Here is a 23,114-nt window from a genome sequence, read left to right as displayed (position 1 = left end):
CGGCTTCCGAGTGCTGATGCCTCCACTCTAGGAACATTTCTGGCACTCGGTCAAGATGAGTGCCAATTGTTCGCCTTGAGCGTGCTTCACCTGCCTCGCACGCGCATCATGCCTGCCGCACACGCTGCACACGACTCCCCCACATTCGTGACAAGCTGGAGGCATGGCATCCAGCAACAAACCGGACTCCATCACGTCTGACCCCACTGAGCCCATAGGGGCCGCTTTCACGCCTGAAGGCCAAGAGCTGCTCGCTCAGCTCTCCCCTGACCAGGCCGCAACCAAGAAGCTCGCAACCGACCTCACGCTGACTCTGCGCAAAGCCGGGCATTCAGCGGAGCTGGTCGCCGCCGTCGTGCATCAGCTTGAACTACGGTTCAAGGCGCGCGGCAAGTTCGGTCCGTTCGCTGAACGCATGATGCTGACGCAAGCGGGACTCGAGCAGGCCACGCGGCTTTCGGTTGCGGCGCGGCATGCCGGACGGATGCGCGATGCGGGGGTGCGGCACGTCGCGGACCTCGGTTGCGGCTTAGGCGCGGATGCGATGGCGATGGCGGCGTTGGGTATCGATGTGACCGCGGTTGAAGCGGATGAGGTCACGGCGGCCGCGGCGACAGTGAACACGGCGCCGTTCCCTAACGTCACGGTGGTGCATGGGCTCGCGGAAGAAGTCGATATTTCAGCGGCCGATGCGGTGTGGATGGATCCTGCACGTCGCGAAAGCACGACGTCCGGCACCAAGCGGCGCTGGGACCCGGAGGCGTTCTCTCCCCCGCTCTCGTTCGTGGAGCAGCTGGCTGACCACGGGCTTCCGATGGGCGTCAAACTTGGGCCCGGGATCCCTCACGAGTCGATTCCGGACACCGCGGAGGCGCAGTGGGTTGAACACAACGGCAGCGTGGTCGAAGCTACGCTGTGGTTCAATGCAGCGCGACGGGCGCAGGTTCGGCGCGCGGCGCTGGTCATCAAGGATGACCAGGTTGCGGAGCTCACCTCGAGTGCGGCCCACCCCGATCAGGACCCGGATGCGCTCGCCCTCGGCGACGACGTTCCCGTCCTCCCACATGACAGCGACCTGACAAACCCCGCAACCTACGCAACCTATCTTCACGAACCCGCCGGAGCCGTGATCCGCGCCGGCCTCGTAGCCGATCTCGCGGAACAACTCGACGCAACCGGCCTCGACCCGCACATCGCCTACCTCACCGGCACCACACCATCGACCACGCCGCTGGCCACCAGCTACCGCATCGACATGGTGATGCCGTACAAAATCAAGGCCCTGCGGGCCTGGGTGCGTAACAACCGCATCGGGCAGTTGACCATCAAAAAGCGCGGACTCGACGTCACGCCGGAAGAGCTGCGGAAAATTCTGCTCGGCAAAGGCCACGGCGACGGCACGGCCACGCTGATCCTCACACGCATCGGAAAGCAACGCGTGGTCTTCGGATGTGGGATCACGCCCGGTTCCGCCGTATGATCAACTAATTGCAGTAGGACCGATGCGAGGAGACCCATGAGCATCGAATTCACCCCATCCAAGCCCTCGACGCTGGGGATCGAATGGGAGATCGCACTCGTAGACCGCGACACCGGCGACCTCCGCCCGGAAGCGCCCCGCATCCTTGATGAGCTCGAAAAGCAGGATCGCATCACCCACCCCGACGGCGCTCCACGGCTCACGCGTGAACTGTTGCAGAACACGGTCGAATGCGTCACCGGCGTACACAACAAAGTTGCCGATGCGGTTGCAGACCTTGCATCAACGGCCCGCGATGTGAGCGATATTTTGGATCCGCTCAACACGTCCCTGTATTGCGCGGGCTCCCACCCGTTCGCGGAGCCGACGCTCCAGGAGGTTTCGGATAAGGACCGCTACTCGACCCTGATCGACCGCACCCAGTGGTGGGGCCGGCAAATGGTTATTTACGGCGTGCACGTCCACGTGGGTATTGACCATCGCGACAAGGCGCTTCCGATTGTCGACGGGCTCATCAATAAGCAGCCGCACCTGCTGGCGTTGACCTCGTCTTCGCCGTTCTGGGGCGGGACCGACACGGGCTACGGCTCGCAGCGTTCGCTCATGTTCCAGCAGTTGCCGACCGCGGGGCTGCCGTTCCACTTCTCCAAGTGGTTCGAATACGAGTCCTACGTCGCAGACATGCTCCACACGGGCGTCGTGGATGTTTTGGACGAGATCCGCTGGGATGCCCGCCCGGTCCCTAAGTACGGGACGGTTGAAATGCGGATCTGCGACGGCCTTCCTGACTTGGACGACATCGCCGCAGTCGCCGCGTACACACAATGCCTCGTGACCGAAATGTCTGACATGTTGGACGCCGGCTGGAGCATTCCGGTCATGACGCCGTGGTTCCGCGTCGAAAACAAGTGGCGTGCCGCCCGCTACGGCCGCGAGGCCATCATCATCGTGAACTCAGCCGGCGACGAGCTGCTGGTCACCGACCACATCGCCCAGGACGTCGAACGCCTCACCCCTATCGCCGAACGCCTCGGTTGCGCTGAAGAACTCAACCACATCACGACGATGATGCAGCAGCCATGCGAATACGAACGGCAACGCAACGTGGCTGAGGCTAACGGCGGCGACTTGGCCTCGGTTGTCAAGGACAACTCGGAACGCTTGCACGCCTCGCTTGATCGCTAACGCGCGGGTTGCGCTGGCAGGCGGCCTAGCCGTCCGCCAGCATTGACACCGTGCTGACGGGTAGTGAGGTGTCGGTTCCGAAGTCGGTTCCGGTGGGCCCTACCCCGTCCATCACGAGTTGAGCGCCGAGCGCGGCGATCATCGCGCCGTTGTCGGTGCACAAGGAGAACGGTGGGATCCGCAGCTCGATACCGGCGGATGCGCAGCGTGCGGCGAGCAGTTCACGCAAGCGAGAGTTCGCGGCGACCCCGCCTCCCAACAGCAGGGTTGTGAGGCCGTGTTCGCGGCACGCCATCACAGCCTTGGACGTGATGACGTCCACGACGGCTTCCTGGAATGAGGCGCACACGTCCTCGATCACGAGCTCTTCCCCGGTGGCTTCGCAGTGCTCAACATAGCGCGCCACGGCGGTCTTCAAACCAGAGAAGCTGAAGTCATAGCGGCGGGGGCCCGGTTCCTCGGGGGTGCCCATGAACTTGCCGGTCGTGAGCCCGCGTGGGAAACGGATCGCTTTCCGGTTGCCTTGCGCGGCGAGCTTGTCGATGACCGGCCCGCCCGGATAACTCAACCCCAGCAGGCGGGCGACCTTATCGTAGGCCTCCCCCGCGGCATCGTCGATAGTTGACCCGAGCATCGTGATGTCAGAAGTCAACGAATCCACTTTGAGGATCTCCGTGTGACCACCCGAAACCAGGACCGCGCCCAGATTCGGTGGAAGCTCGCCGCCGTCGAGCACACCAACGCCGACGTGCGCAACCAAATGGTTGACCGCGTACAGCGGCTTCCCCGTGGCCAACGCAAGAGCCTTCGCGGCGGAAACACCCACCATCAACGCACCTGCCAGGCCAGGCCCAGCGGTCACAGCGATCGCATCCACGTCGTCGAGCGTGAGTTCCGCGGTCTCCAAAGCGGAACGCAGCGTCGGGACCATCGCCTCAACGTGCGCGCGCGACGCGATCTCCGGGATGACCCCGCCGAAACGCACGTGTTCATCCACCGAGGACGCCACGGCGTTAGCGAGCAGCGTGGTCCCACGGACGATGCCGACGCCCGTCTCGTCGCAACTGGTTTCGATGCCCAAAACAACGGGTGCCGCGTCCACCGATTCGCGTACGGCTTCAACACTCACGGCGCTCATACCTTCCCTCGGATGTCTTTGTGCATAATCACGGCGTCCTCGCCCGCGCTGGACGCGTTCGCGATGCCGGGCGCGGCGGGCGTTCCACCTGGATAGTATCCGCGGCGGCGCGCGATCTCCTCAAACCCGTTGCGTTGATACAGCTCGATGGCGCGCTCATTCGAAGCGCGGACCTCGAGCATCATGTGGGTCGCGCCCCAGTCACGTGCCCGAGACTCCATGAGCCACATCAGGTACCTCGCGACCCCGCGACCAGAATGCTCAGGGACCACGCCAATCGTCTGAACGTCCGCGATGTGCGGGCTGTACTGCAGGCCTGCATACGCGATCAGCACGCCGGTTTCCTGCTCGGCCACGCCCCAGTATTGCCGCCATTCAGGGTGCGAAAGCTCCTCGCGCATCATGCGTTCATCCCAGCGATCCAGCGGGAAAAGCTCGGCCTCGAGCGGCATGAGTTCCGCGACATCGGCCGCGTCCAGCCGGCGAACGACGTACCCTTCCGGAGCCCGCGCCAGCTCAGCTTCGGTAGCGGGGGCTAAGTCGGTGCTCATCGTTGACGGCCTTGCATCGAGGCAGGGACCACCGCATCGGACTCCCGCAGATACCGCGCGATGGGCGGGTTAGCTGGCATGCCGGCGGTGTGCCACGCCCGCGCCAAATATGACGCGGACACCGGCATGGTTTCGGTGCCAGCGAGAACCGGGATCGCGGCCTCAGCGAGCTCTTCAGCGCGAACGCTCACGCCAGCGCCACCCACGGGATATTCGGCTGGAAGCTCACCAGGCTTGGTCACGTGCGGGCCATCGATGCGCGCACCGTTGCGTGCATAGCTCGCCCAATACAGCTCACGACGGCGGGCGTCCAGCGCCGCTGTCAGGACGGGTTCGGCATCTGTAGCGGCAAGATCGCTGTCATTCTCGCTGGCAAGGCCGCTTTCGGCCAGTAGCTGCGCGGCGAGACCGTCGAGCGAGCAGATGCCGTAGGCGTCAACACCCCACGCGAACGCGAGAGTCTGCCCGGCGGCGATCCCGACCCGCAGGCCGGTGAATGGACCGGGGCCTTCGCCCACTAGGACCGCGTCGGGACGATCCCATCCGGCCTCGGCAAGAAGGCGTTCGCATACAGGGATGAGGTCTTCGGCGTGTCGGGTCGTGGAATCGGTCTCGTGTTCCGCGACCACCTCGACGCCGGCGCTGTCCGCATCCCCGCTACCTACGGTCACGCACGCGACCGAAACCACCGAGGAAGTGTCCAACGCAAGAATCTTCTGAACACCGTCGCGCATCTCAGCCCTCCTGCTTAGCATCAACGAACCCGGCGAGCGCGGCACGCAGTCCGGCAACGGCCGCATCGTTCCAGCGCGGGCCAACCCAGCACAGCGTCACGATGCGAGGTGCCGCGGCATCTTCTTCATCTTCGATTTCCCATGGTGCAGGGGCGTCCCCATTGGGTTCCGCTGTTGCCTGCTCTGCTGCGCCGCCCCCGATCGGGCGTTCAAGCGTGATCTCTAGCCGCGATTCCGAGAGTCCCTCGGCGCGGTCGCGTCCCCATTCGACCACGGTCACGGATTCGTCCACGGTGTCGATGAGGTCGAGGTCCTCGAGCTCGTCTGCTGAACCCAGCCGGTAGGCGTCCACATGCACCAGCGCTGGCCCATCGGTCAACGATGGGTGGATGCGGGACAGCACGAATGTTGGCGATGTGATGCCCTCACGAACGCCGAGGCCCTCGCCGAGCCCCTGCGTGAAGGTCGTCTTGCCGGCGCCGAGCTCGCCCGTCAGGATCAGAACGTCGCCAGCCTGCAACTCGCCGGCGAGCACCCGGGCGAAGCGCTGCATTGCCGACGGGGTGTCAATCGTCAACGACAGTGAGCTGTCGGCGTGCCCGCTAGCAGCTGCGCTACCGCCGCCAGCAGCCCCGCCCCGAACCATCCGCCGCGGGACGCGGTCGGAGATCCGTGTGACCGTCTCGTAGTTGATGGTGCGGGAGGCCTCGGACCATTCCTCAACAGCCGGCTCGCCCCGCTCAGGGTCACCAAAGACCACGGCATCTTTACCCAGGTAATCAGCCGGCTCGGCGTCGGGCCCCAGATCGATCACAAACTGGTCCATCGCGATCCGGCCCACCAGCGGATACCGGACGCCATCGATGCTCACGTGGGTGCCTTCAGCAATCCGCGGGATGCCGTCGGCGTACCCCACGGGAACCAGCCCCAACGTCGTCGGCTGTTCGGCATGCCAGCACAAGCCATACGACACGCCTTGGCCCGCATCGACCCGCTTGGCCCCAGCCACGTGCGCAACCAGGCGCATGACCGGCCGCAAACCCAGATCAGCCGAGGTCTTGCCCTCGAACGGCGACAGCCCATACAGACCCAAACCGACCCGGACCATGTCATACATCGCGTCCGTGCGCGCAAACACCGTAGGGGTGTTCGCGATATGCCGCACCTCAGGCTCGAGCCCGGCCTCCGCCACCACGGCGAGCGCATCCTCGAATGCGCGCGTCTGGGCATCGTTCGCGGGATGCTCCGGCTCATCGCCCATCGCGTAGTGCGAGAAAACCCCCACGACGCGGACGTCGCCTGCACGCTCTGCCGCGGCCGCACGCTCAACAAGCTGCGGCCACTGCGCCGCCGTGCATCCATTGCGGCCCAAGCCCGTGTCGATCTTGAGGTGAATCCGCGCCGCACGCCCCACCGCGCGTGCCGCCTCGATCACCGGCTCCAACTCCCAACCGGACACACCAATATCGATGCCATTGGCAACCGCCGCCTCAAAATCAGTGTCCGATGTGTGCAACCAGCACAGCGCAGGAGCGTCGATCCCCGCGGCACGCAGCTCCAAAGCCTCACTCACGTGTGCGGTACCAACCCACGTGGCACCCGCATCCAACGCGGCCCGAGCACACGCGACAGCGCCGTGCCCATAAGCCTGCGCCTTCACAATCGCCATGATGTGCACCTCGCCCACCAACTCACGGATGCGCGCAACATTGGCCGCCAACGCACCCAAGTCGATCTCAGCGCACCGTTCAGGTGCAGCCGCAACCGCATCGTGCGCATGCAACCATTGCGCCGCCGATGCTTCAGCGCCGGTAGGGGAAGAAAAACTGTGGGAAGACACCCTTCTAGCCTAGACCTTCGCCGGCACTTCACCTCGCTTTGCGACCCAGCGCCTAAGATCAGACCCAGCGCCTAAGATCATAGGTAGCCAACCGTGAAGGAGACCATTCGTGCAAAACGAAGCACAACCGCGGAAGATTTCGGTGATCGGCGCCGGATATTTGGGGGCCACACACGCCGCGTGCATGGCGGAGCTCGGCTTCGAGGTTGTTGGTGTTGATGTTGAACCTGAACGTGTTGAACGTCTCAACGCCGGGATCCTCCCGTTCCACGAACCGGGCCTCGACGAGATGCTGGAACGCCACGTGCGCGATGGCCGCTTGCGTTTCACCACGGATTATCAAGAGGTGGCCGATGCGGATGTTCACTTCATCGGTGTGGGCACCCCGCAGCGCGAAAACGATCACGGCGCTGACATGCGGTATGTCGATGCGGCGATCGATTCGCTCGGTGCCGTGGTTTCGAAGGACACGCTGATCGCGGGTAAGTCCACGGTTCCGGTGGGTACCGCGGCGCGGCTCGCTAAGCGGTTGAAGAAGCTCGTGGCTAAGCGCGGCGTGGATATCAATGCGGAGCTGTGCTGGAACCCTGAGTTTCTGCGTGAAGGGTTCGCGGTCGAAGACACGCTGACGCCGGACCGGCTCGTGTTCGGTGTGCAGTCGAAGCGGGCCGAGGACATCCTGCGGGCCGTGTACGCGAAGCCACTGGCCGACGGGACTCCACTGGTCGTCACCGACTTCGAAACGGCCGAGCTTGTGAAGGTTGCCGCGAACGCGTTCTTGGCGACCAAGATCTCCTTCATCAACGCGTTCTCTGAAGTCACGGAGACCGCTGGCGGCGACATCAAAACGCTCGCGGACGCGATCGGCATGGATCCGCGCATCGGGCGGAAGTTCCTCAACGCCGGCATCGGTTTCGGTGGCGGTTGCTTGCCTAAGGATATTCGCGCGCTACAGGCCCGGGTATCTGAGCTGGGCTTGCCGCACACGATGCGGTTCCTCGACCACATGGACGAGATCAACCTGCGCCGCCGCGAACGCGCGATCTACCTCGCGGAGCGTGCCGTGGGCGGGGACCTGCATGGTGCCCGCGTCGCGGTTCTGGGCGCGGCGTTCAAGCCAAACTCCGACGATGTTCGTGACTCCCCCGCACTGGATGTTGCGGCACGCTTGTACTCCTCTGGCGCGGATGTGTCCGTCTACGATCCGCAGGGCATGAAGAACGCGGCGAAGCGGTTCCCTCGCTTGCGGTACGCGCAGTCAGCGGCGGATGCGGCTCACGGTGCGAACGTCGTATTGCTGTTGACCGAATGGGATGAGTTCAAGAACCTTGACCCGGTTGAATTCGGTGAGGTTGTTGCGGATCGTTACATGATCGATGGCCGCAACGTGCTTGATCCGCAAGCATGGACTTCCGCGGGGTGGACGCTGGACCGCATGGGCCACAAGGGTCCGGAGCGTAACTGACAGCGCGGAGCTCACCCGCAAGGCAACGATAGACACACAAGGAGCGTCATGACCGGTTTCGATGTCAACGCTGGGTTCGACGTCAACACTGTTCGTAGCGACTTCCCAATCCTCAGCCGAACCGCTGCGGATGGCTCGCCCTTGATCTATCTGGATTCGGGTGCAACCTCGCAGCGCCCGCAGCAGGTCATGGACGCCGAAACCGCTTTCGTTTTGGGTTCCAATGCGGCTGTTAAGCGTGGTGCGCATCAGCTCGCTGAAGCCGCGACGGATGCGTACGAAGATGCGCGAGAGACAATCGCGGAGTTCATCGGCGCGGCCTCGGCCAGCGAAGTCGTGTTCACCAAGAACGCGACGGAAGCGCTGAACCTGGTGGCCTATGCCCTGGGCAACGGCGATGACACGACCCCCGAGCGGCTCCGAGTTGGGCCGGGCGACGAGATCCTCATCACCGAGATGGAGCACCACGCGAACCTGATTCCGTGGCAAGAACTCGCCCGCCGCACCGGCGCGACCTTGCGCTGGATCCCGCTCACGGATGATTTCCAGCTCGACCTCACCGAGCTGGACACGCTGCTCAACGAGCGAACCAAAGTCGTAGCATTCACGCACCAGTCCAACGTGACCGGAACCATCAACCCCGTGGCCACCTTGGTCGAAGCCGCGAAGAAGGTCGGCGCGCTCACGGTGCTCGACGCGTGCCAGTCAGTACCGCACATGCCAGTCGATGTGCAGAAGCTCGATGTCGATTTCCTCGCGTTCTCCGGCCACAAGATGCTCGCACCAACCGGCATCGGCGTTCTGTGGGGCCGCTACGAACTACTCAAGGATCTGCCTCCGTTCTTGCTCGGGGGCTCGATGATCGAGATCGTCACGATGGAACGCACAACCTACGCCGAGCCTCCAGCCCGCTTCGAAGCTGGAACCCCACCGACATCGCAGGCCGTAGCGCTCGCCGCCGCGTGCGATTACCTCACCGAGCTCGGCATGGACAACGTCGCCGCGCATCAAGCGCGGCTCGTTAAGCGCGCGATCGCAGGCCTCAACCACATCGACGGCGTCCGCATCATCGGGCCAGGGCTGCATGCTTCAGGGCTCAACGATGCGGGACAGCATGATGGCGGCGCCGAACGCACCGGCGCTGAACGTACCGGCGCTGTTGCCTTCACCATCGACGGCCTGCATCCACACGACGTGGGCCAGGTCCTCGATTCTCAAGGCGTGCTCGTGCGCGTGGGGCATCACTGCGCGTGGCCGCTGCACCGGCGCTACGGGATCCACGGGAGCACGCGCGCAAGCTTCAGCGTCTACAACACTGAAGCGGAAGTGGACGCGCTCATCGAGGCCGTCCAGAAAACCATCGACTACTTCAACAGTTTCCGGTGACCATGAACCTCAACACGCTGTATTCAGAGCTCATTTTCGAACACGATAAGCACCCCAAACACGCGGGCCTGCGCGAACCGTTCGATGCCGACGTCCACCACGTGAACCCCGTGTGTGGCGACGAGGTGCAGTTGCGTTTGAAGCTCTCGGAAGACGGCAGCACGGTCGAGGACATCTCCTACGACGCCGTGGGTTGCGCCATGAGCCGAGCATCCGTTTCGATGATGTCTGACTTGTTCATCGGCGAGCCGATCAGCGAGGTTGAAGCGATGATCGCCCACTTCGATGAGGTGCTCCACTCCCGCGGGAAGATCGAGGCTGACGAGGAGATCGTCGGCGATGCGGTCGCCCTGGCGGGTGCCGCGAAGTTCCCCAACCGGGTCAAGTGCGTTCTAATGAGCTGGAAAGCGTTCCAAGCCGCCTACGCCGAAGCGCTACTGTTCCGCGAAAAGTAGAGCCGCGCGGGCGGCGCACGGCCGGGCGGAGCAGGCTAGACGGCGATGTGTAGGCTATACGGCGCTGTATTTCACTCCGTGCAGAACCGCGGCCGCCGCGGTCAGTTGCGCAATGCGTTCCGGGGTGAGGCGTTCCGGGCTGAGCTCTCCCCCGCTGGAAGTGGCACGGGCAGCGTGGGTCGCGAGCATCGCACCCACCACGCCAGCGAGTTTGTCCCCCGAACCGGCGCGGGCCAGCGTCGGCGCCGCCGATGCCGCTACGAAGGTTGCGCCGTCTGGCCCCGCGATCACCGTCGCTGAGCCTTTGAGCAGAACCACCGCGCCGGTCTCCGAAGCAAGATCGCGTGCGGCGGTCAGCGGATCCTCGTTTGGGGCCGCAGTCTTCACTCCCAAACGCTTCGCGAGCGCAGCGAACTCTCCCGCATGCGGAGTCAGCACGTGAAGCCCCGCAGGCTCCCACACTGCGAGCGCTGAGGCGTCCACGACAACGGGGCCGCGGCTGTCACGCATCACGGCGAGCGCCGGCTCAATATCCTCCGGGTCATCGCCGAGCCCCGGGCCCACGACCCACGCGCTCACCTTGCGCGCCGCGGCAGGCCATTCGGTCTTGGTCAGCTCGCCCCGCTCGATCGCCACGACCTCCGGAAGAGCCTGCACCACGGCCGATCCACCAGCCCCGCGGCCCGCGGACACGAGCATCCCGATGCCGCCGCGCCCCGCGTCGTGCGCACCGATGTCCGCGGCGGCTTTCGCGCACAGAACCGCGGCACCCGGATACTCCGGCGAGCCCGCAAGCACGCCCAGAACCCCGCGCGAATACTTGTGATCGCTCGCATGCGGCGCCAGCAGCTCACGGTCAGCTTCGGCCGGGGTCACGAGCCGCGGCATCATCCGTATATCCCGCGGCGGCTGCAATCCGATCTCCACCAGATAGATATCGCCTGTTTTCTCTCGCGCCGCACCCACCGCGAGCCCACGCTTCAACGCACCGAACGTGACCGTCATGTCAGCGGCTGGAACGAGCTCATCAGCCGCACCAGTTGCGGTGTTGAGCCCCGACGGGCAGTCCGCCGCAACAACGAGCGCATCGAGGGGCTCGCCATCAACGGCCCACCGCTGCGCGGCTGCATCCCAGCCTGGAATCGGCATCCCACCCTTGGCTCCAATCCCCAGAACCGCATCAACGATCACATCCGCTGTGGCGAGCTGATCCAGCGCCTGATCGTGCAGCACGATCTCAACCCCGGCTTCCCGAGCTGCAGCCGCTGCGCGCTCATGCCAACGGTCCGCAACCATGACAGCCACGCATCGTGCCCCGCGGCCAGCCAGCCCCGCTAGCGCATACAGCCCATCGCCACCGTTGTTACCCGGACCAATCAGGCCCACGATTCGCGCGCCACGCAGCAGTCCACCACGAGGCAGTGCGCGAGCGCCGGAAGACGCAGACGGCTCAACCTGAACAGCCAACGATGCGGGGGCCGGCACGGTCGGCTCCCCTAGCGCTGGACGTCGCGTCACGGTCCGTGCGATGTGCACCGTGAGCCCGTGCGCCGCTTGTCGCATGAGCCGATCCGGATCGCCAGCCGCCTCACACGCGGCGAGCATGGGGGCCTCCGCCTCACGAATTTCATCCGGGCTGAACAAAAGATGCATCGCGATACCTGGTTTCTAGCCTTGGTGACTTCTAGCCTTCAGCGATCACATAGGCGATCGCAACATCGCCATCGTGGGTCAACGAAACGTGCCAGCGCCGGACACCGAGCTGGTCCGCAACCGCCTTGACGCTTCCACGGATGGCTAGCTCCGGGGCACCGGATTCAAGCGTGCACACCTCGCAGTCATGCCACACCATCCCGCCCGGGGAACCCAACGCCTTCGCGACCGCTTCCTTCGCGGCGAAACGCGCCGCAAGGGAACGCGTACGCACCTGACGCTCCTCAGGGCAAAACAAGCGCTCAACCAAAGCCGGGGTCCGCGCGATCAACTTTTCGAAACGCGGAACGTCCACAACATCAACACCGATGCCCACAATCATGCTTCGATGCTATCGCTGTTCAGACGCGGCTCCCGAACCCCCGCGAAAGCGAACAAACATATAGCCTCCGTTTACCTCAAGCTAACCTGGCCTGGTTTAATGCGGAGAATGAACCAGTTCACAGTCCGTAAAGCTGTCTTCCCTGTGGCGGGCCTCGGAACCCGCTTCCTCCCCGCCACGAAAGCGATGCCTAAAGAAATGCTGCCGGTCGTCGACCGCCCAGCCATCCAATACGTCGTCGAAGAAGCAGTCAACGCGGGACTCGATGACCTCCTCATGATCACCGGCGCACCCAAGCGCTCCCTCGAGGACCACTTCGACGCTTCCCCATACCTCGAAGAGCAGCTTGAAAAAGCCGGCAAAAAGAAACTCCTCAAAGCAGTCCAGCACGCAACCGAGCTCGGCGACGTCCACTACATCCGCCAGGGCGAACCCAAAGGCCTCGGCCACGCTGTCGGCCGCGCGGCCGGCCACGTGGGCAACGAACCGTTCGCGGTGTTACTCGGCGACGACCTCATCGAAGAATCCTCGACCCTACTGAGCGACATGATCGACGTCCAAGCGCGCGTCGGCGGTTCCGTCATCGCCCTCATGGAAGTCGATCCCGACGACATCTCCTCCTACGGCTGCGCGGCCGTCCAAGAAGTCGACGGCGAGGACTTCGTCCGCGTGACCGACCTTGTCGAAAAACCCAAGGTCGAGGACGCGCCTTCCAACCTCGCAGTCATCGGGCGCTACGTGCTCCACCCAGCGGTGTTCGACGTCCTCGAACGCACCGCCCCAGGCCGCGGCGGGGAAATCCAGCTGACCGACGCCCTGCTTGAGCTCGCCGCGATGCCGGCAGAAGACGGCGGCGGCGTCACCGCGGTCATCTTCCGCGGCCGCCGCTACGACACCGGCGACAAACTCTCCTACCTCAAAGCCGTGATCGAACTCGCGTGCCAGCGCGAAGACCTCGGGCCAGATCTACGCGAATGGCTCAACGAATTCACCGCGTCCTAAAAGCGTCCGCGGGGCTTCCTAAAAGCGACTAACCCCGCACCACAACTGCCCCGCACCAGAGCCGGCCGCGCAGCCTACGTGGCCGGCTCTCGCGTATCCAACAGATTCGGCGGCCTGCGGCGCTGATACGTCACCAAGAACAGACCCACCACCATCACAGCGCCAGCAATCAACACCTCAGTGCCAAGCGGCTCATGCAAGACCAGCGCACCCATCGCAACGCCAATCACCGGAACCGCGGTGGACAACGGCGCGATCCGATCCGCACCATACTGGCTGATCAGGAACGTCCAAATACCGGTCGCAACCGCCGAGGACATCAAGCCCAAATACAGCACAGCCAACACGACAGTCACCGCGTCCGGGCCCCACAAAGAAGACACACCCGCCCACGTCGCCTGCGGACCATCCACAATCAAAGCCAGCACCAGCATCGGAATCGGGACAGCAACCGCCATCCACAACGCCAACGCGAACGGCTCACGGCACCGAACCCGCCCCGCAAGAATGTTGCCAAACGCCCATGCCAAACCGCTCAAGACACAAATCACGACGCCAGCCACGGGAGCCGAACCGCCTCTGCCAGCACCAATCACCACCAGCGCTGCCACACACAACAGCAGCCCCACCGCGACCCGCATCGTAGGCCGAACCCTGAACAATACCGCGCTCAAAATCACCGTCAACGGCGCCGAAGACTGAATCACCAACGACGCGAGCCCCGACGAAAGCCCCACCCGCATCGACAAGAACAGCAAGCCGAACTCAAGCGAACCCATCAACGTCCCATAGCCGATGATGACCCACCATGAAACCTTCGGTTTAGGAACCACGGCGAGCGCGATGATCGCCAACGGCAAGAACCGCAACGCCACCAACAGATACGGGCTCATATGCTCCATCGCGGCATTGGCCACAACGAACTGGGTACCCCAAATGACGATGCCCAACGCAGCCGCAACGGCATGAAGACGAGACACTGTTGCCTTCTCCTACAAACCGTTCACGCACCCACCGCGCACATTGTTTTAGCGGCAGTGGGTGCGTGAAACGCAACGTTTATTCGACGGTCACCGACTTCGCGAGGTTACGAGGCTGATCAACATCCAGCCCCTTAGCCGCGGCCAACTCCATAGCGAAAATCTGGAGCGGAACCACAGTCAGGAGCGGAGCGAGCAAAGCCTTGGTCTCCGGCACACGGAAAACCCACTCAGCGTAGTTGCCGACCGCTTCGTCGCCTTCTTCAGCGATCACAAGCGTCTGCGCGCCGCGAGCACGGACCTCCTGAATGTTGGAAACCACCTTCGAGTGCATCGAATGGCGACCCGACGGCGATGGCACAACAACGAAAACCGGCTGGCCCTCTTCGATCAGAGCGATCGGGCCATGCTTGAGCTCGCCAGCGGCGAAGCCTTCAGCGTGGATGTAGGCAAGCTCCTTGAGCTTGAGCGCGCCCTCCATCGCAACCGGATAACCCACGTGGCGGCCCAGGAACAGGACCGCTTCGGTCTCGGCCATGTTGCGCGCCAGATCGCGGATCTCGTCCTTCCGTTCAAGGATGCGTTCGATCTTCGCAGGGATCTCCGCCATATCGGCCAGCAAGTCAGCGACCTCGCCCGAGAACATGTTGCCCCGCAGCTGCGCCAAATACAGGCCCAAAAGGTACGTTGCGGCGATCTGCGCGAGGAACGCCTTCGTCGACGCCACCGCGATCTCCGGGCCAGCATGCGTATACAGAACCGCATCCGATTCACGCGGAATCGACGAACCGTTCGTGTTACAGATCGCGAGCGTCCGCGCACCCTGTTCCTTCGCGTACCGCAGCGCCATGAGCGTATCCATCGTCTCGCCGGACTGCGAGATCGTCACAATCAACGTAGTCGGGGTGACGATCGGATCGCGGTAACGGAACTCGTGTGAAAGCTCGACCTCTACCGGGATGCGGCACCAGTGCTCAATCGCGTACTTGGCAACCTGCCCCGCATACGCCGACGTACCGCACGCAAGCACGATGATCTTGTCGACGTTCTTCAGCTCAGCCTCATCGATACGTAGCTCATCGAGCTTCAAATGCCCGCGGGCATCCGTACGGCCCAGCAACGTGTTTGCGACCGCTTCCGGCTGATCGAAAATCTCTTTGGCCATGAAGGATTCGAAGCCATCCTTCGACGCCGCCGCGGCATCCCAGTCGACCGTGAACTCGGTACCTTCAGCAGGGTTGCCGGAAAAGTCCGTGATCTCGTGGCTCGTCGGCGTGATCGTGACGACCTGGTCCTGGTCCAGTTCAACCGCGCGCTTCGTGAAATCAATAAAGCCCGAAACATCAGAGCCGAGGAAGTTCTCCCCCTCGCCCAGACCCACCACGAGCGGCGAGTTCCTGCGCGCCGCAACCACAACACCCGGATGCTCCGCGTGAATCGCGAGCAGCGTAAACGCACCCTCGAGGCGCGAGGCCGTCATCTGCATCGCCTTCGTGAGGTCACCACCAGCCTGATTCCGGTACACATCGCCCAGAAGCACCGCGGCAACCTCGGTGTCGGTCTCCGACTTAAAGCTGTACCCCGCATCGAGCAGGTTCTTCTTCAGCGAATCGAAGTTCTCGATGATCCCGTTATGGATCACCGCGAGACGCCCCTCATCTGCCACGTGTGGGTGTGCGTTAACATCGCTCGGGCCACCGTGGGTGGCCCAGCGGGTGTGGCCAATGCCAGTGCCCGATGCGGGCAGCGGATCCGCTTCAAGCTCAGTCAAGAGGTTGCCCAGCTTGCCAGCCTTCTTCCGGTATTCGACAACATCGCCGGCGTCTACAGCGACACCTGCGGAGTCATAGCCCCGGTATTCCAAACGTTTGAGCCCCTCGAGTACCACCTCGAGTGCATCATGTTTGCCGTTGTGTTCCGGCCCAGGGCCTGCATATCCGATAATTCCGCACATGACAAAAAACTTATCACCTCTCCCCTAACGGGCTGTGCCACGCGGCGGGATGAGCCACGCGGCCACACGGCGGGATGAGCCACGCGGCCGTTCAACACGCATGCCCCAAAGATGACACAATGAAGTGGATGACCACCCCTGAGGACCTCATTGACGAAGCGCTAGACGACGATTCGCTCGAAAGCACCAACGCCGCCAATGCCGCACACAGCGAAAGCACCGGCGGCCGCTCCCCGTTCGTTGGGCTTGACCGCGCCACGTGGGCACGCCTAGCCCACACCATGGAGCAGCCTTTCAGCGCGGAAGACGTCGAACGCCTCAACGCGCTCGGCGATCGCCTCGACCAAGACGAAATCCGCGAAGTCTACCTACCGCTGTCTCGCTTGCTGTCGCTCTACGTCGAAGGTGCAGCCGCAACACACTCGGCAACCAACAGGTTCCTCGGCGAACACTTCCGCCGCACCCCATTCGTCATCGGGGTTGCGGGGTCCGTCGCCGTCGGGAAATCAACCACTTCACGTGTTCTACGCGAGCTCTTGAGCCTCTGGCCGGGTACCCCTAAAGTTCAGCTCGTCACAACCGACGGGTTCCTCTACCCCAACGAAGAGCTCATCCGCCGCGGCATCATGGACCGCAAAGGATTCCCAGAATCCTACGACCAGCGCGCACTCATGCGCTTCATCACCGAAGTGAAATCCGGAACGCCCAACGTCAAGGTCCCCACCTACTCGCACCACTTCTACAACATCGTGCCGGGCGAATACACGATCGTGGACCAGCCCGATGTGCTGATCGTCGAAGGGCTCAACGTCCTCGCCCCGCCACGGCTACGCGGCGATGGCACCGTTGGGCTCGCTTTGAGCGACTTCTTCGACTTCTCGATCTACGTTGACGCCCGCACGCGAGACATCCGCGACTGGTACATCAAACGCTTCATGCGGCTACGCACCAAAGCGTTCAGCCTCCCAGACAACTACTTCCACCGCTACGCGCAGCTTACGGACGACGAAGCGATCGCTACCGCAACCAGCATCTGGACCCGGATCAACGAGCCCAACCTCACCCAAAATGTGCGGCCAACCCGCGGTCGAGCCCAGCTTGTGCTCACCAAAAACTCCGACCACTCGGTTCACCACATGCTCTTGCGGAAAATCTGACGCACATCACACTACGGAAACCACTCTTCGGGGTCCCAAACACAGCAAAAACACATATACTCAAAGCATGATCAAAGGCTTTAAAGACTTCATCTCCCAGGGCAACGTCATGGACCTTGCCGTGGCCGTCATCATCGGCGCCGCATTCGGCAAGGTCGTCGACGCACTCGTACAGGCTGTGCTCATGCCAGCTATCGCGATGCTCGTGGGCACCCCGAACTTCGACGACTGGCTCGTCTTCGGTTCCATCAAGCTCGGCGTACTGCTCACCGCCATCGTGAACTTCCTGCTCATCGCAGCAGCTGTCTACTTCTGCATCGTCATGCCAATGAACAAGATGATCGAGCGCCGCAACCGCAAGCTCGGCATCGACCCGGAAGCAGAAGCAGTCGACCCACAGGTACAGCTGCTCACCGAAATCCGCGATGCCCTCAACGGCACCGCACAGGGCTCCAGTGGCGACCACGTAGCCCGCTAATCACCAACTTCTAGCGCGCTAAGCGCAACGGCTGGGGCCCGGAACCATTCGGTTCCGGGCCCCAGCCGTTTAATATCTCCGCCGTTTACGTCTCTCTGCGCCGATCAGCGCACAGACCTAACCGAGCAGGCCTACCCCAGCGGCAGCGCCGTCTGCACCCTCTGCGCCAAGCGGCGCGCCTCATCGGTGGCCTGCTCCTCGGTAGCGGCCTCAACCATCACGCGCACCACCGGCTCAGTGCCCGATGGGCGCAACAGTACGCGGCCCGTGTCACCCAAGCGTTCCTCCGCCTCAGCCACAGCCTCCTGGATCTGTTCAGAAGATCCAACACCCGCCTTATCGACGCCGCGCACGTTGATCAGGACCTGCGGCAAAACCGTGACAGCATCGCCGAGCTCCTTGAGCGACTTACCAGTGGCGGCAACCCGCGCGGCAAGATGCAGGCCCGTGAGCACGCCATCGCCCGTCGTCGCGAATTCCTGCATAATCACGTGACCGGACTGCTCACCGCCCAGCGAATAACCGTTCTTACGCATCTCTTCGAGGACGTAGCGGTCACCCACCGCGGTCTCAACAACGTTGATGCCGTGCTCCTTCATCGCGAGCTTGAGCCCCAAGTTGCTCATGACCGTGACCACCAACGTGTCATCCTTGAGCTTGCCGGCCTCGTGCATAGCGATGGCTAGGATCGCCATCTCCTTGTCGCCATCGATCACGTTGCCCTCGTGGTCAACGGTCAAGCAGCGGTCAGCGTCGCCATCGTGAGCGACACCCATATCGGCGCCGTGCTCAACAACAGCCTTCTGTAGCATCTCGAGGTGCGTCGAACCGCAGCCTTCGTTGATGTTCAAACCATCCGGGGACGCACCGATCACCACGACCTCAGCGCCTGCCGCGCGGAACGCATCCGGAGAACAACCAGAAGCCGCACCGTGCGCCGCGTCGATCACGATCTTGAGGCCGTCCAGGCGGTTCGGCAGCGTCTGCAGCAGATGCATCACGTACCGGTCTTCCGCGTCAGCGAAGCGGTACACGCGGCCCACATCGCCGCCTTGCGGACGCAACGGTTCAAGCTGCATGCGAGACTCGATCGCGTCCTCAAGCGCGTCATCGAGCTTCTGTCCGCCGCGCGCCAGGAACTTGATCCCGTTGTCTGGCGCAGGGTTGTGGGACGCCGAAATCATGACGCCGAAATCCGCTTCCAAATCCGCGACCAGATACGCCGCTGCCGGGGTTGGGAGCGTGCCCGCATCGTAAACCTCAACGCCGGAAGCTGAGAGCCCCGCCTCGATGGCCGCGGAGATGAAGGAGCCCGAAATGCGCGGATCCTTAGCGACGACCGCAACCGGTTTCCGGCTGCCTTCGATGTCGTTGAAGCCCAAGACCACGGACGCCGACTGAGCGAGGCTCATCGCCAGCTCCGGGGTTAGGAGTTGATTTGCTCTGCCGCGCACGCCATCGGTGCCGAATAGTCGAGTCATATCCCTATCCTACGAGCCCTGATGCGCTTAGCCGCTTCCTAACACGCAACCGCGCCGCGGGCGATGCTGTGGAAAGCATCACCCACGGCGCGGTGAACAATCAGGTTGCGGCTCGCTCACGCGAGCTGAGCTTTAGTCGTCCGAGTTTGAGGCGTCCGTGGCGAAACCGTCGATGAGCGGGAATTCGCCCACTGGGCCCTCGTCGGCCTCGAACACGCGGTCAGCCGAGCCCACGATCAGCGGATCTGGCGCGTAGACAACCTCAGGGTCCTTACCTGGGTAATCGACCGTGTTGAGGACGTGGCGGATCGCTTCGAGGCGTGCGCGCTTCTTGTCGTTGGACTTCACCACGGTCCATGGGGCATCCCCGGTGTGGGTGTAGAAGAACATCGCCTGCTTGGCCTCGGTGTAGGCGTCCCACTTGTCGAGGGACGCGAGGTCGGTTGGCGAGAGCTTCCACTGACGCACTGGGTCGGTTCCGCGGGATGCGAAGCGGTGCAACTGTTCTGCACGGGATACCGAGAACCACAGCTTGACCAGGCGGATACCCGAGTTCACGAGCATGCGCTCGAGCTCTGGGGTTTCGCGCATGAATTCGACGTACTGGCGTGGGGTGCAGTAGCCCATGACGCGCTCAACGCCGGCACGGTTGTACCACGAGCGGTCGAACAGCACGATCTCGCCGCCCGATGGCAGATGCTGGATGTAGCGCTGGAAGTACCACTGGGTCTGTTCGACCTCGGTTGGCTTTGCGAGTGCAACAACGCGTGCGCCACGCGGGTTGAGGTGCTCGGTGAAACGCTTGATCGCGCCACCTTTACCTGCGGCGTCGCGGCCTTCGAAGATGATGACGAGGCGCTCGTCGTTGTCCTGCATCCAGCGCTGCATTTTAAGCAGTTCGATCTGGAGCTTGCGCTTCTCTTTTTCATATTCGCGGCGGCCGAGCTTCTTCTTGTATGGGTAGCCCTGACGCCATGCGTCGTCATCGAGCTCGAGCTGCGAGATGCGGTCCGACTGCGATTCCTCGATCGGGTCGAAGCGGGTCTCGGTCTTGTCGAGCTGCTTGTAGTCCACATCGTCTGGGAACTGCTTCAGGAATTCGTCCTTTTCCTCACGGCGGTGCGTGGTACCGCTTACGGTGTACAGCGCTTCTTCGCCGTGGAGCTCGCGGTTGGATTCCGCGACCATCGGAGTCTGTTCCTTCGATGCCTCTGCTGGCTTCACGTCCCCTTTGGCCGTGCTCGCCGTGCTCTGAGCGGTTGAGTTGCTGCTGCCTTTGCGTGAGGTAGCCATGCGATTCCTTCTTCAGGGTGGATGGTGAGAATGGTGGACGCATCACTGCTTCCAACACCCCTTATTTTACGCTAAAAGTAGCCAGTTATTACTCTTCCGTAAGGTTTATCACAGCTAAAACACAGCACGATGCGGTGGCTGCTTCGCGGGGTCCGTTCGGTGGATTGCGCGGCAGCTTAAACGACGGGTGGCCCGCCCCCGAAAGGGACGAGCCACCCGTATGCACGCTCCATGTAGGAGCCGAGCGAAATTAACGCTTCGAGTACTGTGGAGCCTTGCGTGCCTTCTTGAGACCAGCCTTCTTCGACTCGATGACGCGAGCGTCACGGGTCAGGAAGCCAGCCTTCTTCAGCGCTGGACGGTTGTTCTCGCGGTCGATCTCGTTGAGCGCGCGAGCGATACCGAGGCGCAGAGCACCGGCCTGGCCGGATGGGCCACCGCCGTGGATGCGAGCGATCACATCGTAAGCGCCTTCGAGCTCCAGAACGGTGAACGGATCGTTCACTTCCTGCTGGTGCAGCTTGTTCGGGAAGTACTCGGCGAGTTCACGGCCGTTGAGGGTCCACTTGCCGGAGCCTGGAACAACGCGAACGCGAGCGATCGCGCGCTTACGGCGGCCAACAGCGGAGCCAGCAACGGTCAGGTTGCGTGGGGTTGCTTCGGTTGCTTCAGCGACCGGAGCGGATTCAGTCGTGTAAGTCGAGGGAACCTGGCCCTCGGTGAGCTCTTCGTTCTGAGCCACTTTAGTCTCCTTAGAAGATATCCGTTATCGGGTGGCCCAGTGTTACTGGGAGACCTGCGTGATTTCGAAGGTCTTAGGCTGCTGAGCGGCGTGTGGGTGCTCTGCACCGCGGTACACCTTCAGCTTGGTCAGCTGCTGCTTACCCAGGCGGGTGTGAGGCAGCATGCCCTTGACAGCCTTCTCCACTGCGAGCGTCGGGTTCTTCTCCAGAAGCTCAGCGTAGTTGGTGGAGCGCAGACCGCCCGGGAAACCGGTGTGACGGTATGCGCGCTTCTGTTCGAGCTTGGCGCCGGTGAGGGCAACCTTCTCAGCGTTGATGATGATGACGTAGTCGCCCTGGTCATTGTGTGGGGCGAAAGTCGGCTTGTGCTTACCGCGCAGCAGGGTTGCGGCCTGGCTTGCGAGGCGGCCCAAAACAACGTCCTCAGCGTCGATGATGTACCAATCGCGCTCGACGTTTTCGGCCTTAGGAGAGTACGTACGCACTGTTCTTTTTGCCTTCGGTTGAATACTGGTCAGACGGTCTCGATCTGGTTGTCGTGAGGTAACCAGGGTTCGCACCGCCGTGCGGATGATGCGCCGGCGCACACGCACTACGGGTGAGGGCCGTAGCCGGTTCGCTTACTCTCTTGCTCTGTTCACAGACCAGAGGTCCTGCAACTGGACCGTCACGTAAACAGGTGGTGTCAAGAGCGCACTGCGCAACAGCTATCTAGTCTAGCTTAAACTTCCGGCCGATGACCAACTCATGGTGACCAGCATCTCCTCGCCCACCGTTGCTGCGCTCGCTTACCGCTACTGTGCCTGCTCAGCCGGCGACCTATTCCTGATCCCTGCGGGCACGGGTCGCTTCAGCGCGAGCCGATGCCGCGTCGTCATCCGGGTAGTCAACGCCCATCAAGACCAATGCGTGCCCCGCGGCCATCTTGGTGTTCGCATCGCGCACCCGCTCCCCCAGCCGCCGCGCAGGCCAGTCCACGGGGCGCGCACCTTCGCCTACGCTGATGAGCGCGCCGACGATCGTGCGCACCATGTGGTGGCAAAACGCGTCCGCGCTCAGCCGCGCTTCAACGAAGCCCTCCGGCGAGCGCGTCACGCTGATCTCTTGGAGGTCACGGATCGTCGAGGAGTGTTCGCGCGGCTTACAGAACGACAAGAAATCGTTGAGCCCCAGAAGCCCTTGCGCCGCCTCGTCCATCGCGGCGGGGTCCAGTTCGCGTGGGTGGAACAGGACGTCGTGGCGGCGCAGCGGATTCCAGCGATGCGGTCCGTCAGCGATGAGGTAACGGTAGTGGCGGCGCAGCGCCGAGAAGCGCGCGTCGAAGCCCGGAGGAACCGCGCGGGCAGAGTCGATGATGACAGCTTGCTCCGTAGTCCGGGACAGCACCGCGTTGAGGCGACGCACCAGGGTCTCCTCGACAGGGGCCGCGTTGTCCCGCACCGTGAGTTTCGCGATCGCTTCGGGCGCCAGATCGCAGTGGATCATCTGCCCGATCGCATGCACACCCGCATCCGTGCGGCCAGCGACCACCGTCCGCACATCCGTTCGCGTGATCGTGAACAGCGCCTCTTCGACAGCCTGCTGCACACTCGGCTGATTCGGTTGCCGGGCCCACCCGCTGAAAGGCGTGCCGTCATACGAAAGCCGAATCGCGAACCGTTGCATATCCATCAGCCCCATCCTAGCCGCGCACACGCCACCCAGACATGCCAGAGCATAAGTGAGCCCCGCATCGAACCTACGATGCGGGCCTCACT

General features: G+C 63.1%; 21 protein-coding genes. 8 read left to right on the top strand and 13 right to left on the bottom strand.

The features are described from left to right. The first annotated feature begins 163 nt into the window (after window positions 1-163). Both CAY35_RS02925 and CAY35_RS02920 read left to right on the top strand, forming a co-directional pair. Window positions 164-1,480, top strand: a complete 1,317-nt coding sequence (locus CAY35_RS02925) for a class I SAM-dependent methyltransferase (RefSeq protein ID WP_181377456.1) — start codon at window positions 164-166, stop codon at window positions 1,478-1,480. Between the two features lie 36 nt (window positions 1,481-1,516). Further along, complete coding sequence (locus CAY35_RS02920; RefSeq protein WP_109303223.1) at window positions 1,517-2,665, top strand: glutamate--cysteine ligase; 1,149 nt, start codon at window positions 1,517-1,519, stop codon at window positions 2,663-2,665. Window positions 2,666-2,690: 25 nt separating this feature from the next. Here the strand turns inward: CAY35_RS02920 and tsaD are convergent, their stop codons facing one another. Genes tsaD through alr form a run of 4 tightly spaced genes read right to left on the bottom strand, consistent with a single transcriptional unit; the run spans window position 2,691 to window position 6,928 of the window. Next, on the bottom strand, window positions 2,691-3,803 hold the full coding sequence (gene tsaD / locus CAY35_RS02915; RefSeq protein ID WP_109303222.1) for a tRNA (adenosine(37)-N6)-threonylcarbamoyltransferase complex transferase subunit TsaD: 1,113 nt from the start codon (window positions 3,801-3,803) through the stop codon (window positions 2,691-2,693). Continuing rightward, complete coding sequence (gene rimI, locus CAY35_RS02910; protein WP_109303221.1) at window positions 3,800-4,354, bottom strand: ribosomal protein S18-alanine N-acetyltransferase; 555 nt, start codon at window positions 4,352-4,354, stop codon at window positions 3,800-3,802. Before rimI ends, tsaD begins: the two co-directional genes overlap by 4 nt. Continuing rightward, the gene (tsaB, locus tag CAY35_RS02905; RefSeq protein WP_181377455.1) at window positions 4,351-5,088 is read right to left on the bottom strand and encodes a tRNA (adenosine(37)-N6)-threonylcarbamoyltransferase complex dimerization subunit type 1 TsaB; all 738 of its coding nucleotides are present in this window, start codon (window positions 5,086-5,088) and stop codon (window positions 4,351-4,353) included. The genes rimI and tsaB overlap by 4 nt, the downstream gene beginning before the upstream one ends. Window position 5,089: 1 nt before the next feature. Then, entirely contained in the window at window positions 5,090-6,928 is a 1,839-nt protein-coding gene (alr, locus tag CAY35_RS02900) for an alanine racemase (protein WP_109303219.1), read from the bottom strand. A 109-nt stretch (window positions 6,929-7,037) separates the two neighbouring features. Between alr and CAY35_RS02895 the strand changes: the two genes are divergently transcribed. From CAY35_RS02895 to sufU, 3 genes are read left to right on the top strand one after another with little or no spacing between them, the layout of a single operon-like run. Next, a complete protein-coding gene (locus CAY35_RS02895; protein WP_109303218.1) occupies window positions 7,038-8,393 on the top strand; it encodes a UDP-glucose dehydrogenase family protein in 1,356 nt (451 codons plus the stop codon). 48 nt (window positions 8,394-8,441) lie between these two features. Further along, entirely contained in the window at window positions 8,442-9,779 is a 1,338-nt protein-coding gene (locus tag CAY35_RS02890; RefSeq protein WP_109303217.1) for an aminotransferase class V-fold PLP-dependent enzyme, read from the top strand. 2 nt (window positions 9,780-9,781) lie between these two features. Further along, the gene (gene sufU / locus CAY35_RS02885) at window positions 9,782-10,234 is read left to right on the top strand and encodes a Fe-S cluster assembly sulfur transfer protein SufU (RefSeq protein ID WP_109303216.1); all 453 of its coding nucleotides are present in this window, start codon (window positions 9,782-9,784) and stop codon (window positions 10,232-10,234) included. Window positions 10,235-10,288: 54 nt separating this feature from the next. On the opposite strand, the gene CAY35_RS02880 is transcribed toward sufU, so the two are convergent. Beyond that, the gene (locus tag CAY35_RS02880) at window positions 10,289-11,887 is read right to left on the bottom strand and encodes an NAD(P)H-hydrate dehydratase (protein ID WP_109303215.1); all 1,599 of its coding nucleotides are present in this window, start codon (window positions 11,885-11,887) and stop codon (window positions 10,289-10,291) included. 31 nt (window positions 11,888-11,918) lie between these two features. Beyond that, window positions 11,919-12,269, bottom strand: coding sequence for a holo-ACP synthase (locus tag CAY35_RS02875; protein ID WP_109303214.1), 351 nt, complete (start codon window positions 12,267-12,269; stop codon window positions 11,919-11,921). A gap of 108 nt (window positions 12,270-12,377) precedes the next feature. On the opposite strand from CAY35_RS02875, the gene galU reads away from it, so the two are divergent. Then, window positions 12,378-13,271, top strand: coding sequence for a UTP--glucose-1-phosphate uridylyltransferase GalU (galU, locus tag CAY35_RS02870; protein ID WP_109303213.1), 894 nt, complete (start codon window positions 12,378-12,380; stop codon window positions 13,269-13,271). 74 nt (window positions 13,272-13,345) lie between these two features. Here the strand turns inward: galU and CAY35_RS02865 are convergent, their stop codons facing one another. Both CAY35_RS02865 and glmS read right to left on the bottom strand, forming a co-directional pair. Next, window positions 13,346-14,251, bottom strand: coding sequence for an EamA family transporter (locus CAY35_RS02865; RefSeq protein ID WP_109303212.1), 906 nt, complete (start codon window positions 14,249-14,251; stop codon window positions 13,346-13,348). A gap of 79 nt (window positions 14,252-14,330) precedes the next feature. Then, the gene (gene glmS / locus CAY35_RS02860; protein WP_109303211.1) at window positions 14,331-16,205 is read right to left on the bottom strand and encodes a glutamine--fructose-6-phosphate transaminase (isomerizing); all 1,875 of its coding nucleotides are present in this window, start codon (window positions 16,203-16,205) and stop codon (window positions 14,331-14,333) included. 128 nt (window positions 16,206-16,333) lie between these two features. Between glmS and coaA the strand changes: the two genes are divergently transcribed. Together coaA and mscL are read left to right on the top strand one after the other, a co-directional pair. After that, window positions 16,334-17,362 carry a type I pantothenate kinase gene (coaA, locus tag CAY35_RS02855; RefSeq protein WP_109303210.1) on the top strand — a complete coding sequence of 343 codons (1,029 nt, stop codon included), beginning with the start codon at window positions 16,334-16,336 and terminating at the stop codon, window positions 17,360-17,362. Window positions 17,363-17,429: 67 nt separating this feature from the next. Further along, the gene (gene mscL / locus CAY35_RS02850; protein WP_101630950.1) at window positions 17,430-17,840 is read left to right on the top strand and encodes a large conductance mechanosensitive channel protein MscL; all 411 of its coding nucleotides are present in this window, start codon (window positions 17,430-17,432) and stop codon (window positions 17,838-17,840) included. A gap of 131 nt (window positions 17,841-17,971) precedes the next feature. Here the strand turns inward: mscL and glmM are convergent, their stop codons facing one another. From glmM to truA, 5 genes are all read right to left on the bottom strand, one after another. Further along, entirely contained in the window at window positions 17,972-19,321 is a 1,350-nt protein-coding gene (gene glmM / locus CAY35_RS02845) for a phosphoglucosamine mutase (RefSeq protein WP_109303209.1), read from the bottom strand. A 132-nt stretch (window positions 19,322-19,453) separates the two neighbouring features. Next, on the bottom strand, window positions 19,454-20,614 hold the full coding sequence (gene ppk2, locus CAY35_RS02840) for a polyphosphate kinase 2 (RefSeq protein ID WP_258265601.1): 1,161 nt from the start codon (window positions 20,612-20,614) through the stop codon (window positions 19,454-19,456). A gap of 250 nt (window positions 20,615-20,864) precedes the next feature. After that, entirely contained in the window at window positions 20,865-21,356 is a 492-nt protein-coding gene (rpsI, locus tag CAY35_RS02835; protein ID WP_035758105.1) for a 30S ribosomal protein S9, read from the bottom strand. A gap of 42 nt (window positions 21,357-21,398) precedes the next feature. Beyond that, window positions 21,399-21,842: a 50S ribosomal protein L13 gene (gene rplM, locus CAY35_RS02830; RefSeq protein ID WP_035758103.1), complete on the bottom strand. Its 444-nt coding sequence runs from the start codon at window positions 21,840-21,842 to the stop codon at window positions 21,399-21,401. A gap of 334 nt (window positions 21,843-22,176) precedes the next feature. Then, window positions 22,177-23,028, bottom strand: a complete 852-nt coding sequence (gene truA, locus CAY35_RS02825; protein ID WP_258265600.1) for a tRNA pseudouridine(38-40) synthase TruA — start codon at window positions 23,026-23,028, stop codon at window positions 22,177-22,179. Window positions 23,029-23,114: the final 86 nt, after the last annotated feature.

This window comes from Pseudoglutamicibacter cumminsii (genome assembly GCF_003143995.1).
Taxonomy (GTDB): Bacteria; Actinomycetota; Actinomycetes; order Actinomycetales; family Micrococcaceae; genus Pseudoglutamicibacter; species Pseudoglutamicibacter cumminsii_B.
This window is presented reverse-complemented; position numbering and strand designations above follow the sequence as displayed.